The following is a 14,059-nucleotide window of genomic DNA, read 5'->3' on the forward strand; positions in this document are numbered from 1 at the left end:
CACAATATATTTATCTAGAGTACAGGAATTCTATTCCTAGTACTTTACTAGCGTAATTCCCTTGGTATATCTTTGCGTTGTTTCTAACATCAATTATACCCCAATTCCCCTGACTACTATGGTTATAATAGAGTTGTTTCGTTGATTCGTGACATTTCATCAAATCCGAATAAACCCCACTAGCTCTTTGTATTCCATTATTAAAACCAATAGAAAATTCATAGAAACTCCCTGATATGGAATTAAAATAAAGTTTTCCATCACAATAACATGAACTAGATAATTCATAATTAAAATTTTGTAGTTCATTAAAAGCGGATGCTTTACTTTTATACTCCATTAATTTCCCAAGATTATTGAAATTTCCTAAGACATAAACATCTCCTGACTTTTGGCCCTCAATTCCGACGGGATAAAAATTTAAAAATATATGATTTAATAATACACCAATCTCATTATACTCTCCCATATAATATTGGTTAGTCGAGGCTTGTTCAATTGTATAAATCTTATTTGAAGTTTTTGCCATCTTAATTGGTCGATACCTGGTTGATATCACATTCTGACGTATCCTATCACGATTAAATATTTCAATCTCACTATTATAACTTAATGCATAAATTAAATTATTAAAAGTATATAAAGACTTATACTGATAGCTGGACGATAGTTTTGTATTTGAGATTGACCAAACTGGATTGTTTACTACTTTTTCCCTTGCTGTAATGTTTCGCTGATCCTTTTCAGCGAGAATGTATAATTTACGCTTACTATTTACTGCAAGCCCACCGAAGCTTACAGATGCTTGACCATATAAACTATCTATGCCATTATCAGGGTTAAACCAATTCACAACTGTTTGATTATTATATTCAATTGCACTCAAGCAACCTAAAAACTTAATCGGCTCATAATTAACATAAATACGAACACTTGCAACCCCAATATTAGTTCCATCAAAGGCTGTGACACTCAAATTATAATAACCCGCTATAAAATCTTCATTTTCTATTAGTACCTCCTTCACAAAATCAATTGCCCCCTTATTAATAGGTATTTCTTTAAAATAGGTGGAATAATTACTCGAAGATACTGACTCTAACTTAATTTGCATATGCTTAATATTCTCATTATCTGCAATAGTTCCTTCAACCAGAAAACCAAAATCTCCATCCACAGTGCTACTGGGTTTGGGAGAAGAAATAGTTACAACAGGCGGAAGTTTATCCTCATCTTTTTTACAGCTAGGCAAAAAAAGAAGGAGAGCAAATAAAAAGAATAAATAGTCATTATGTAATCTTGATAACATGTTCAATACCTGTTTATATGTTGTTAACTTATTGTTCATATTTTGTTTACAAATCCTACTCCTCTATAACCTTTAGTGATTGTGTCCCTTTAAAACTAAATTTAAAAATTGAATACAATTGTAGAAGGATAGTGGTCTAAATTACTAATTTTGAAACGATGGATACTGGAGACAAATTTAGAGAACAATCGCGTAAAAGAAGCGCAAAAAATACAATGCAACTTTCTAACTTAGAGCATGGTAGACTACAACCACAAGCTGTAGATTTAGAAGAGGCAGTTTTAGGAGCAATGATGTTAGAAAAGGATGCGGTAAACACTGCAATTGATATCTTACAACCTAAGAGTTTTTATAAAGATAGTCACCAAAAGATCTTCAGTGTTATTCAGCATTTGTTTGAAAAATCGGAGCCAATTGACATATTAACAATTACGAACACTTTAAAGCAAAGGGGAGAATTAGAAATTGTCGGTGGACCGTATTATATTTCTCAATTAACCAACAAAGTTGTTTCATCTGCTAACATTGAATTTCATGCGCGGATTGTTGCTCAAAAATATATTCAACGTGAGCTGATAAGAATCTCTTCGGAGATTATCTCTGACGCTTACGACGAAACAACCGATGTATTTAGCCTAATGGACAAAGCTGAAAGTAGCCTCTTTAGCGTTACTGAAGGAAATATTCGGAAGAATTGGGATGATATGTCCACTTTGGTTCGGCAAGCAATCAAACAAATTGAAACAGCCAAAAATCAAGATGGAAATATAGTAGGAACTCCTTCGGGATTTACTGCATTAGATAAAATGACCTCAGGTTGGCAACCCTCAGATTTGATAATCTTGGCGGCTCGTCCTGCAATGGGTAAGACCTCATTTGCGCTGTCTTTGTGTAGAAATGCAGCAGTAGATTTTAATAAAGCAATTGCCATCTTTTCATTAGAGATGTCCTCCCTTCAGTTAGTAACTCGTTTAATTTCTGCTGAATCAGAACTTTCTTCCGGTAAATTAAGAAATGGTAATTTGAGATATGATGAATTAGCACAAATACATACCAAAATAGCGGGATTGACAGAAGCTCCAATTTTTATAGACGATACACCGGCTATTTCTGTTTTTGAGTTAAGAGCTAAAGCAAGAAGATTAAAAGCACAACATGATATTCAATTACTAGTAGTTGATTACATGCAGTTAATGACTGCTGGTGGCGAAGGAAAAGGAAATCGTGAACAAGAAATTAGTACAATTTCGAGATCATTAAAGAGTATTGCTAAAGAACTTAATATACCTGTCATTGCTCTTTCTCAGCTAAGTAGAGCAGTAGAATCTCGAGGAGGAGATAGGCGTCCTCAACTTTCTGACCTGAGAGAATCAGGTTCTATTGAACAAGATGCGGATATGGTTTTGTTCATCAACAGACCTGAGTATTATGGCATTACTGAAGATGAAGCTGGTCAATCGACTCTTGGAGTTGCAAACATTATTATTGCCAAACATAGAAATGGTTCTGTTGGTGATGTACAATTGAAGTTTACAGCCGAATTGGCTAAGTTTGGTAATTTAGAAAATAACTTTTTTGGTGATGAAGGAGCCTCAGGAGGAAATGCTTTTGGTGAAATGCCTATTAATGACGAATTTGATACAGCTGCAAATACCATCACCAGGTCTTCGAAAATGGACGATTTCGACGACGATGATGTTCCGTTCTAAATAATCCTTAATTTTAAGGATTCTCAATAGCGGCTATCAGTTATGAAATACATTTTTCTTTACCTAATCATATTTTTAAGTCTATCTTCTAAGGCTTCTTATGTTTTAATCCCAATGGACGAGGCGCAAAGTAATCACCTCAAAGCCTATGGTGTTGCATTTTGGGTTTTAGAAAGAGATGTGGAGGTTCAATGGCTTCTCAATTACCGAGGTGGCAGCTTTATGATTAAAGCTGCAAAACCTATTCAAGATGAATGTTTGATTAGAGGTGTTTCTTATGAGTTAATTCCTGATGCTAAAGCAAATGGCATTTTGACTGAAATAGCAAATCCAGAGGCTAATATGGATGCTATAAAATTAGAGAAGGCTCCAAAAATGGCCGTTTATTCTCCTAAAAATAAACAGCCATGGGATGATGCTGTTACGCTAGTGCTTACCTACGCAGAGATCCCTTATGAAGTGGTGTATGATGAAGAAATAATAAACGGAAAACTGCCTTTATACGATTGGTTGCACCTACATCATGAAGACTTTACCGGACAATATGGTAGATTTTACGGGAACTATAGAAGTTACCCTTGGTATAAAGAGCAAGTTCGATTCAATGAGGAAAATGCAGCTAAACTAGGATTTCGTAAAGTGTCCGAATTGAAATTAGGTGTTGCAAAAAAAATAAGGGAATTTACCGCAGGAGGTGGCTTTTTGTTTACGATGTGCTCAGGAACGGACTCTTATGACATTGCACTTTCTGCTATGGACATCGACATTTGCGAACCAATGTTTGACGGAGACGGCACCACACCGAACTATAATTCTAAACTAAATTTTAAAAATACTTTTGCGTTTAAGGATTTTACATTAATTACAGATCCAATGCAGTATGAATTCTCAAATATTGACGCCACCCCATCTCACAGCAGGACTCCTGAAAAATTAGATTTCTTTACTTTGTTTGAGTTCTCTGCAAAATGGGATCCAGTGCCTACTATGCTTTGTCAAAACCATACCTCAATAGTAAAGGGTTTCATGGGACAAACCACGGCATTTAATAAGCAGTTTATCAAACCAGAAATATTGATTTTAGGTGAAAGTAAAGCCTTAAATAGTGCGAGATATATACACGGGAATTATGGAAAAGGTACCTGGACTTTTTATGGAGGGCATGACCCTGAAGATTACCAACACTTTGTAGGTGATCCTCCCACTGATTTGAACTTACATCCCAACAGTCCTGGATATCGCTTAATTTTAAACAATGTACTTTTTCCCGCAGCTAAGAAAAAGAAACAAAAAACATAATAGTTATTTATGATCCTTGAAAATTGTCAATGCAGTTTGAATTACAATTTTAACATCTAGGAGTAAAGTCCAATTATTAACATAAAATCTATCTAGTCGAACACGGTTTTGCAGCAAAGAAATATCGTCGATTTCTCCACGATAACCTTTAATTTGAGCTAAACCTGTAATCCCAGGTTTAATAGCATGCCGATTCATAAAGTTCCCAATTATTTGACTGTACTCCTCTGTATGTTTTAACATATGTGGTCTGGGTCCTACGATGCTCATTTCCCCCCGAATAACGTTGATGAATTGAGGCAATTCATCAAGACTTGTTCTTCTTAAAAAAGCCCCAATCTTTGTAATTCTAGGATCATTGGCAGTTGCCTGAATTCTATCAGCATCCACATTCATTTTCATTGATCGAAACTTATAACATTTAAACTCCTTATTATCTATTCCTGTTCGCATTTGAGTAAAAAATACCGGTCCTTTAGAACTCAATTTTATCGCAATAGCAATAATTGGGAAGAGCCAACTAAATAGAAACAGCATACAGAAGGAAGCAAACAAAAAATCGAAAATTCTTTTTAATAAAATATTGTACCCATCATCTAATGGAGTCAGGTTAATCCCGAAAACCGTTGTTTGATTATACTTAAAAGCTGTCATTTTACGTGCACTAATTCTTTTAGAATCAAAAATTAATTTCATCCTAATAAAATTGTTATCACAATAATTAGACAGTTCTTCTAACTCATCCTCATTATATTTTGACAAAGGAACATACAATTCAGAAATTGGTAAGTTTTGCTTAATAGACTCAAGTTTCTCAATGATTGAACACTCCCCTTCCAACCTAAATATTTCTTGGAAATCTTCGTTGATATTCTCCATTAAGAAACCTTCTACATCTCCTTGGTAAATCTCATCACCAACAATTACAATAGCACTTTTTATTACTTTTCTGTTTAAATACAATCGATAGACCCAATTTGCTAAAAACCGAAACAAAAGCATCAATGCAATAAAATTGACATAGGTAAAGAAAATAAATAGTCGGGAATAATAAGTCTTAATTAATCCATTAAAAGCAACTATTATCAGTAAATGAAGTAATACTACCGCAGCGGTAGTTAAAACGTAACTAAAACGTCCTGAAAAACGCTGAAGCGAATAAATTCGTTGGGAGGAAGAAGAAACTATCCAAACTAAATTTACAAATATTAAAAAGCTAGCATAACCACTTTCTATAAAGGAAAAGGTCGGTTCATTTGAAAATCGAATAAAGACTCCCAATAAAAATGCGAGATTAACACTGAAAAAGTCAGTTAATCGGTAATAAAGTCCTAAAAAATATGAATGATTATTATTCATTAATTCTGCCTAATTCTTCTGTTTCAATTTTATAAACAAATCCTCGTACGAAGATACTATCTTCTCCCAACTAAATTGATGTTCGATTTTATTCAAATTCTCTGAAATCATATTATTTCGTTGAGCAGGTGACAAATCAGCATTAACATACTTCGCGATGTCTTCTTTATTCTCAAAGTAAAAGGACGACTTTTCTAATATAGTTTGATTAAAAATGTTATTATGAGCGACAATCAAGGCAGAAGATGCCATGGCCTCCAAAAGAGATGGGTTTGTCCCCCCAACTGAATGACCATGAAAATAAAGTCTACAAAAATATCGGAGATTATTTAATTCATTTAAATCATATATACCCCCCAAAAATCGAATATTTGAATAACTTTTGTACTTATCGATTAAATATTTTGCAAAAGTATTTTCCGTTTTTCCAACAACTAAGAATACTTCTTCACTTTGGGAGAGACAATAGCCATCTAAAATTACTTCTATATTATTCTCTGGTTCCATTCGAGCAATCAAAAGATGATAAGAATACTTTGCAATTCCATACTTCTCTATAACATTAACATCAGGAGACTTAAATAAGTCTGCACCATAGGCTATATATTCAGAGGATCTATCGTATTTATTTTGAATATAATTTTGTATACCAATGGAATCTGAAACCAAAAAATCGCTTCTTTTAACCGCCAATGATTCAGCATATCGTAAAAACCGCTGAACATAAGTGTTGAATTTACTTCTTTTCCATTCAAGACCATCCATATTCGTAACAATAATAGATTGTGATGGAAGCAAACGTCCCCAAATGGAACTGCTAGTATAGCCCAGCTGTAGCAATACATCAAAACCCCTTTTTCGCGAATCAAGAATACAATTTAAATCATAAACAAACTGCCCTGCAGTTCCAATTTTATCTTCAAGATCATAGCAATGGATAATACTTACACCCTCCCAAGTAGACTCTTGATAGGGGTGAAGATTTGAATTATAAACCCACACTTCATGTCCTTTATTGACCAGATATTTTGAAAGGTAAGCTGCGAACTGTTCGAATCCTCCATAAAAATTTGGCACCCCCCTAGTTCCTAATATTCCTATTTTCATTACAGTGTGGATTCAATTTTAACAATAACATAATTATAAAAATGAAAAAAACTATCCCTTTATTTCTTTCTAGCACAGACTCTGTCATCTGAAAAATAACGAACGCTGAAAGAAAAACGGTCAAAAGCCAGTTTCTATCTTTTATTGCTTTAATAAATAATAATACAATCAGAACCAAATAGATAATTAAGCCTACTAAACCTAATTCAACGAAAGTTTGCACAAATTGATTATGAAGATTATAGTCATAATACCACGGATTCAAGCCTGTTTCGAAATATTTCTGATTCATAACATCCTTTCGATCTCCGGCTGATAAGCCTTGAATCAACTTACCTTCTTCCCTTAAAGTTTTTACTCCTAAATACCACAATGTCAGCCTCAGGGATGTTCCATTAAACTGGTTTATGTCCTCTTCCTCTATAAAAATTCCATCTCTAACTTTTTGAAAGCCTTCAAGTCCACGCAATTCTGTAATCTCATTTACGCGATTCTTTATAGTCTTTATTTGTAATAAAACTGCAACTCCTATGAGAATAGTAAATAATAAAATAAGGATCTCTTTTACCCTTATTCTTCTTTTCTTAATGGATAAAATATAACCTAAAAACAAGCTAACTGTGGTTACTGCTAACACATTTTTTGAAGCAGAAATCACCAATACGATAAAAGACAACAAAATAGAAGTACTATAAATAACTCGTTCTGACTTTGTGGTGTCCTTTCTAAAGTAAAGGTAACTTGTCAAAACAACATTCAAAAAAACATAATAGGAGAAAAATACAGCATGAAGATCAATTGCATTTGTAAAATCATGATATATTAATAGTTTTCCTTCCGAAAAATATATAAATGCTAAATTGGCCAATAAAAAAACACTGAATGAGCTTATAGAAAATACATAAGCTTTAAATAAGCTCATAATTGACTTTAAAGATAGCTCTGTAGTGAAAAAAAGGAGTGGAATAAAAACTAAACTGAGTTTACCTTCAACGTTTTTAATCCCCTCTAAAATATTGATATTGTATGTGAGCGATATCGCTTGCCATAGAAATAAAGATAAAAATAGAACTAATATTGGTCTATTTAAGCCAGTTAATACTGTCCTTTTGTCCTTAGGTGTAATAAAAGTCTTAACTAACCATAAAAGCCAAAGTGAATACAGTACTACATTTGAAGCATGGTAAACCAGAGGAAAACTAATCACCACTAAATATAGTGTGAATAGAATCCATTTGTTTAATGCCTCATTTAACTTTTCCTTAGACTTCATATTAATTATTATGCAAAGCTACCTCTAATTTTAAACTCTCCATATATGGTGAATAAGTTCATTGTTAGAATAAATGGCAAACACATACATTAACCTCACTTACAAACTATTAAGTATTTAATGTTCTTGAATTACTCTTAGCCGTTTTTATGTAGGTTGTACCCGCTCTTTTGTTTTAATACATGTTGGTACCCTTCAATAGTCTTCTCAGCTGCTTTACCCCAAGTATAATGCTCTTTAATAAAATCTTTCAACTCCGACTTGTCTTCGAGAGCTTTTACAAGTGCAGATTTAATAGATTCCGGATCGCCAGGTTCGCAATATCTCGCTTTGTCCCCAAAATACTCTTGAGTATCTCCTTTTCTTGTAATTACGACATTACAGTTTCTTGCCGCAGCTTCTAATGTACTCAGACCAGTTGTTTCAAACCAACTTGGTAATACATGCACTTTTGCAGCGTCTAATTGAGCAATGACCTCTCTTCGGTCCAATTGCCCCAAAAATTCTACATTTGAAGGTGCTTGTTCAATACATTTTTGATAGTAATCCATATGATTTGGAGCAGGTTTCCCGACAATCTTGAGAGTGGTATTTAATCCCTTCATCGCTTCTATTAAATTCAATTGATTCTTAAGTGCCTCAATTCTTGCCACCATTACTATGCCGCTCTTATTATTGTTGGGATTAGTTTCTAAGAACTCTTCACTGACGGCATTAGGAACTTTTAAATACTCACTTTTAAATCGATATCTTTTCGATAAGCGTTTAAATTCATTATCTGAATTAGGGAGCAAAAGAGAAGCAGAATTTAATAATTGTTCAACTGATCTCTTATGTCCTCGAAATATATAGGAGTTGTCAATTATTTTGTCTCCATTGAGGAAACTTCTCCCGATAACTTTTAGATATTCTAACCAATCTGAGCCCAACAACTGAGAAGCGGTGCGTAACATAACACCTCCTAACTTTCTGTCTATTTCAGTGTAGTCAACAAATATAGTTGAAATCACAAATGGTAATTTAGATTTCTTGACATGTCTAGAAATGCTATTGGGACGAATGATATTAAAAAAATGAATCAAATCATACCCTTCATAATCAATTTCTTCATTCGCTAATCGAATATCAACATTAATCCCGTGTTTACGAATAGCTTTGGCAGTCTCCACCATTTGAACTGTATCTCCACCAGGAACTGTAAATACAGTAGCCCTATTTATCATCAATACTTTCATCTAAAGCTGATTATTTTTTTTTCTTGCTTTAAATTAAATTCAGGAAAAATAGGTAAGATGGCAAAAATCCATAAAACATATTCCATAGAAGAAGTTATAAAACCTCCCATTAATTGATAAACAAAAATGAAAATAAATAAAATAAGATTAAAATAGTTTCGGTATACTTTAAATTTGAAAAATAAGAACAATTGAAACGTGAACCTTAAAATTAGCCCTAAGACTCCATAGATAGCAAGGGTTTCTGCAGATGAGTTGGGTATACTTAAAATAGGCCAGTTTTCTTTACTATAACCTATAGGTGCCCAAGCTGCATAATATGGTCTAATTACCTCTTCTCCGATTATTTTAATCTGTCCAGGCCCAATCCCCATCAAAACGCTCTTTTGCTCTGCACACTTATAGCCTAGATAAAATGCTTCTACTGTCCTTCCATTGACAGAAGTATCATTCCCATTTATGATCAATTCAATCCTTTTACTTATAGCATTGTCCGATAAATTTACAGCAACTAAAGAAACAAGAATCATTGCAATTGGCCAGATCAAAACTCTTTTGAATTCTTTAAACAACAAGTAAATAAGTCCAAAACTTAATACTAGGGCTATGAATGAGGCAATAAAAAATCCAAATGATAATGTTGCCAGTATAGGTATACTGACTAAGATGAAAATACCCAGATTCCTAAATGTTACATTAAATAGAAGTTTCAATAGACAAAAAATAAATACTGGAGTGATTGACAAGGCATAATAAGAAGGCTCATAAGATAGCCCCATGTATCTTGGAATAGATTGACCTTGCGCTTCAAAATTATGTAACTTCCAAAATAGATGATCAAAATCAGTAAAATATGCTCCAATTCCAAGCACGAAAATTCCAAAAACAACAAATGGTAAAAACTTAAATAACTTTGCAAGTTCATTTAAATTCGATTCTAGATAAACATATATAGCTAAAGTGGAAAAGCTAAGAAAACACATAAACAAAGTCGACTTTAGGTAATAGTTTAAATCCACACCATTAATGAAATGTATAATTGAATAAAATACAAAAATTGAAGACACTACACCCAAACCGATTAAAACCGATTTTCTTTTGAACATCTTTGGCAATAGCAAAGTTGAAAATAAACTAGTGTAGGTTAAAGGCGGAACAATTAATAATACATTTACTGTAAAATGTATATAACCAAAAACTTGAAATAAAAGATTTTTAATCTTACCCATAGATTCTGAGTGGAATGTACTTTACCTTAAAATTAACAAAGATAGAATTCCAAATAACATTGCGTTAACATTGAATGTATATTATTCAACGTTTATGTGTTAAAACTATTTATTTACTTTTTTTACAATAAATGAAACTATACTTACAACAAATACTGACTTCCATTTCATCATTAGGACTCCTCGAGTTTTTTTAAATAATAGTTCTAAAAATAAAATGGATACTACTTGAGAAAACATAGTAGTAAATGCTGCTCCTATCACACCATAAGTAGGAATAAATATATAATTGAGAGCTATATTAATGCAGGCGCCTAAAATTGAACCCAATAAATATATCTTCTGTAAGTTTTCACTAATTAACCAAGCACTACTCGCCACTCCTAATGCGACAAAAATACCCGTCCACATCTGAATTATCAAAATAGTAGCTGCCGCTAAAAAGTCTTCTCCGTACAACACTTCAATGAGAAATTGACTTAAAAAAGTAACCGGTATCGCTATAGCTAATGAAATAATTACCATAAAATCAAACAACCTTTGAACTCTTAATTGATAACTTCCGTCATTCCTTTTCTTAGCATTAACTATTGCTGGAAATAAAGAGTTGGTAATGACAATCGGAATAAAGTACCAAGTTTCACTCAACCTTGCAGCTGCTGCATAAATTCCTACGGCATAATCATCTACCATATGTTTTATCATTACTTGGTCAATTTTCAGATACATAGAAACCACAACTCCAGATAGGATAAGAGGCCAACTATCCTTCAACAAATACTTAGACACATCCCAACTAAACTTCCAAGACTTCATTCTATTACCCTGTTTTCTGTAGAAGTAAAATAGAAACAAGGAAAGCGTAATACTTTCAAATATCACAACTATAGCGAAGTAAACTAAAGAAGCTTCAAAATATATTAAAAAGAGTTTCATTATTGATGAAACAAGCATTGCTGCAATACTGGAAAAAACAATATACTTTGAAAGTACTTTAGATTGAAAATAAAAGTCTATCGTATTAAAGCAATGAAAAATAGTAGAAGCTCCTATAATCAAAATCAATGTGCTTTCTAACTCGGTATTATCAGTTAGCAAAACGGACAAGTACAATAATGTTAAAACTACAAAAGAACCCAAGAAACGCATAACAAAGGCACTACCAAGAATTTCCTCTTTGCGTTTTTCAAGTTTTATTAGTTCTCTGACAACAATACTGTCTAATCCCAGAGTAGCCAAGGAAATAAAAACTCCTACAAAGCTAATTGCATAGTTGAATAATCCATACTTGGAAGGACCCAAATATCTAGCAACCATAGCGCCAACAACTATTCCAGCAAAAATTCTGAGTATTTTTTCACCTACTAACCATGAAGTATTCCTAAAATATCTTAGAAACCCTTCTTGTGTGATGGCTGATTTTAATTTAGAAATATCCATATTTTACTAAACGAAACTTTAATTAAATAAAGCCCAACTTAATCCTATTTTAAAAGCTCTACCAGGTATCGGATAGTCATTTATCATCATTCCATCAGGTTGGAATTGATCACCTAAAAGATTTTCTAGTTTAGCAAAGACTCTTGCATGCTGTATCCTAAATTTAAAAAATATATCTAAATACCCGAATCCTCCCAAATTACTATTTTCCTGCAGCACAAAAGCAGCATTCTCTGGAAAGTATCCATACCCTTTATATTTACTAATATATTTATAGGTTGCTCCCAACTGGATAAGCAAATTACTTTTGAATAATGTATTCTCATAATATAAAGTATGGGAGGACATAAAACTTGGAAGAGGTAATATCGAATCATTAGAGTTGATTTGATAATTAAAGATATTATTCCAATAAAAATTTCCGAATTTAAAATTCTTATTAAGTGAAAATTGAGTTATAGATAATTGATCAATAAGTTGACTAGAGCTTCCTCCTGAATTAAAGTATATTGGATTTTCCCTAATAACATGCTGTATCCCAATCGAGCCTTTATACTTTTTATTTTGGTAATCAACTCCAAGCCTTGTAAGCTCTTCGTTAATAAATTCATTGCTATAAACAAGATGGTTTCCATTGTAACGATTCTGCCAATAAAAAGGACTTTGACTTTGGGTACTTGCTAACAATCGGATGGTAGAACTACTGTCTATCCTATACGATAAGCCAACACTACTAGAATAATCGCCTGAATTATACCCTGACAAACCAATCATTGACATTAAGTCGAAACTAAACCTATTGAAACTATTACGATATTGTAAACTAACGAAATCAGAAGTATATAAGGTATCGTATATACTATCCTGGGAATATCCATGGTATTGATATTCGTATTTAAGTTTTAATTGATTATCGAATAAACTTAATCCAATTGCATTTCTAAATCGATGAGCATGAATTGAATCAAACGTTTTTGTAGAGTCATAAAAAATATTTTGATAAAAATCAGTAACCCCATTATCTTTATACCATTTCCAACTCCAGGCCAATTCAGACTCTTGTATTAATCGAATAGCTCCGATAATAGATGAATCCACCATCTTTAAATTTTGATGAACTAAAACAGATTGACTCCTCATCTTTTGACTAGCAGAGGATAATTTTACATTTAGTAAATCCGAATTGTTTAAATTTTCATCAGAAGAATCTGAAAATTGAATTCCACCATTCTCTTGAACCTTCAAGTTTGAAATTAAATAAAAAGCCTTTAGTTGATACTTTGAATTACGTGAATTAAAGTTTAGACTTGTATTAAAGTGCGTATTATCTGTTAATTGATTCAAATAAAATCCTTCTGAAATAATACGATTATAGTCAAAACTAATGTTTAATCCTTTACCAAATTGATTACTATGCAACACTCTAAAGTATTGTTCAGATTGTGCTCCATTAACATACTGTAATAGAGTCAAGTCTTTCTCCTGCGTATAGAACTTCATTTGGTCCTTAGAAAATAGTGAATTCGAATAACCATTGAAAAATCCATTATAATCAACAAGAAAAAGACTATCCAAATAGTATGTAGGCAATCCTATATTACCAGAAGAAGCATTAAAATCACGATGCTTAAATCGATAGTTTTCAAATTCGTCCAGAATGATAGGAGAATAAACCAGTGTATCTTCAGAATTTAATAACTCATATCTACTCAAGGTAGAATCCTGACCATGAATAAAGAAAGAATTGAAAATTAATAGAAGAAATAAACCTAGTTTTCCCATGTTTTTAGAAAGGTCAAAAGTATATAAAAAACCCTGAAAACAGTTAATTTCAAAGTTGTTTATAGTATACTAATCATCAAACGACATCGAATTTATGAAGTAATAATTAATATCATGTTATTTAAGAAAACGCTGTGCTAAAAACTACCTATAAATACAAAAAATAGGCTTAAAAAGTTTTAACAAAAAAAAAGCCTCAAGAAAAATCTTGAGGCTAAAAAAATGGCGACGACATACTCTCCCGGTTAACCCAGTACCATCTGCGCTGATGAGCTTAACTTCTCTGTTCGGAATGGGAAGAGGTGATCCTCATCGCA

The 14,059-nt window shown here is 32.7% G+C and carries 10 protein-coding genes and 1 rRNA gene; 2 read left to right on the top strand and 9 right to left on the bottom strand.

From position 1 onward, the window contains the following. Positions 1–10: 10 nt before the first annotated feature. On the bottom strand, positions 11–1,309 hold the full coding sequence (locus tag GQN54_RS10380; protein WP_207554873.1) for a hypothetical protein: 1,299 nt from the start codon (positions 1,307–1,309) through the stop codon (positions 11–13). A 215-nt stretch (positions 1,310–1,524) separates the two neighbouring features. Here GQN54_RS10380 and dnaB point away from each other — a divergent pair, with 215 nt between their 5' ends. Both dnaB and GQN54_RS10390 read left to right on the top strand, forming a co-directional pair. Next, on the top strand, positions 1,525–3,018 hold the full coding sequence (dnaB, locus tag GQN54_RS10385) for a replicative DNA helicase (protein ID WP_235933050.1): 1,494 nt from the start codon (positions 1,525–1,527) through the stop codon (positions 3,016–3,018). A 42-nt stretch (positions 3,019–3,060) separates the two neighbouring features. After that, positions 3,061–4,317, top strand: coding sequence for an asparagine synthetase B (locus GQN54_RS10390; protein ID WP_160633473.1), 1,257 nt, complete (start codon positions 3,061–3,063; stop codon positions 4,315–4,317). Between the two features lie 3 nt (positions 4,318–4,320). Here GQN54_RS10390 and GQN54_RS10395 read toward each other — a convergent pair whose 3' ends face one another. The 8 genes from GQN54_RS10395 to rrf form a co-directional block, all read right to left on the bottom strand. Beyond that, a complete protein-coding gene (locus tag GQN54_RS10395) occupies positions 4,321–5,676 on the bottom strand; it encodes an exopolysaccharide biosynthesis polyprenyl glycosylphosphotransferase (protein WP_160633474.1) in 1,356 nt (451 codons plus the stop codon). A 9-nt stretch (positions 5,677–5,685) separates the two neighbouring features. After that, the gene (locus tag GQN54_RS10400) at positions 5,686–6,783 is read right to left on the bottom strand and encodes a DUF1972 domain-containing protein (protein WP_160633475.1); all 1,098 of its coding nucleotides are present in this window, start codon (positions 6,781–6,783) and stop codon (positions 5,686–5,688) included. Next, entirely contained in the window at positions 6,758–8,056 is a 1,299-nt protein-coding gene (locus GQN54_RS10405; RefSeq protein WP_160633476.1) for an O-antigen ligase family protein, read from the bottom strand. Before GQN54_RS10405 ends, GQN54_RS10400 begins: the two co-directional genes overlap by 26 nt. 137 nt (positions 8,057–8,193) lie before the next feature. Next, complete coding sequence (locus GQN54_RS10410) at positions 8,194–9,291, bottom strand: glycosyltransferase family 4 protein (RefSeq protein WP_160633477.1); 1,098 nt, start codon at positions 9,289–9,291, stop codon at positions 8,194–8,196. Then, positions 9,288–10,520 carry a hypothetical protein gene (locus tag GQN54_RS10415; protein WP_160633478.1) on the bottom strand — a complete coding sequence of 411 codons (1,233 nt, stop codon included), beginning with the start codon at positions 10,518–10,520 and terminating at the stop codon, positions 9,288–9,290. The genes GQN54_RS10410 and GQN54_RS10415 overlap by 4 nt, the downstream gene beginning before the upstream one ends. Before the next feature lie 105 nt (positions 10,521–10,625). Further along, on the bottom strand, positions 10,626–11,960 hold the full coding sequence (locus tag GQN54_RS10420; protein ID WP_160633479.1) for a flippase: 1,335 nt from the start codon (positions 11,958–11,960) through the stop codon (positions 10,626–10,628). Positions 11,961–11,978: 18 nt separating this feature from the next. Beyond that, positions 11,979–13,742 (bottom strand): putative porin, encoded by a 1,764-nt coding sequence (locus GQN54_RS10425; RefSeq protein ID WP_160633480.1) that lies wholly within the window; start codon positions 13,740–13,742, stop codon positions 11,979–11,981. A gap of 220 nt (positions 13,743–13,962) precedes the next feature. Continuing rightward, positions 13,963–14,059: ribosomal RNA gene (gene rrf, locus GQN54_RS10430) — 5S ribosomal RNA — on the bottom strand; the annotation flags it as partial.

Origin of the sequence: Acidiluteibacter ferrifornacis (assembly GCF_009909615.1) — a bacterium.
GTDB classification, from domain to species: Bacteria; Bacteroidota; Bacteroidia; order Flavobacteriales_E; family Vicingaceae; genus Acidiluteibacter; species Acidiluteibacter ferrifornacis.

Bases quoted from the DNA above. Each gene is read 5' to 3' on its own strand.
- GQN54_RS10380 (WP_207554873.1), bottom strand. From the start codon at position 1,309: ATGTTATCAAGATTACATAATGACTATTTATTCTTTTTATTTGCTCTC.
- dnaB (WP_235933050.1), top strand. From the start codon at position 1,525: ATGCAACTTTCTAACTTAGAGCATGGTAGACTACAACCACAAGCTGTA.
- GQN54_RS10390 (WP_160633473.1), top strand. From the start codon at position 3,061: ATGAAATACATTTTTCTTTACCTAATCATATTTTTAAGTCTATCTTCT.
- GQN54_RS10395 (WP_160633474.1), bottom strand. From the start codon at position 5,676: ATGAATAATAATCATTCATATTTTTTAGGACTTTATTACCGATTAACT.
- GQN54_RS10400 (WP_160633475.1), bottom strand. From the start codon at position 6,783: ATGAAAATAGGAATATTAGGAACTAGGGGGGTGCCAAATTTTTATGGA.
- GQN54_RS10405 (WP_160633476.1), bottom strand. From the start codon at position 8,056: ATGAAGTCTAAGGAAAAGTTAAATGAGGCATTAAACAAATGGATTCTA.
- GQN54_RS10410 (WP_160633477.1), bottom strand. From the start codon at position 9,291: ATGAAAGTATTGATGATAAATAGGGCTACTGTATTTACAGTTCCTGGT.
- GQN54_RS10415 (WP_160633478.1), bottom strand. From the start codon at position 10,520: ATGGGTAAGATTAAAAATCTTTTATTTCAAGTTTTTGGTTATATACAT.
- GQN54_RS10420 (WP_160633479.1), bottom strand. From the start codon at position 11,960: ATGGATATTTCTAAATTAAAATCAGCCATCACACAAGAAGGGTTTCTA.
- GQN54_RS10425 (WP_160633480.1), bottom strand. From the start codon at position 13,742: ATGGGAAAACTAGGTTTATTTCTTCTATTAATTTTCAATTCTTTCTTT.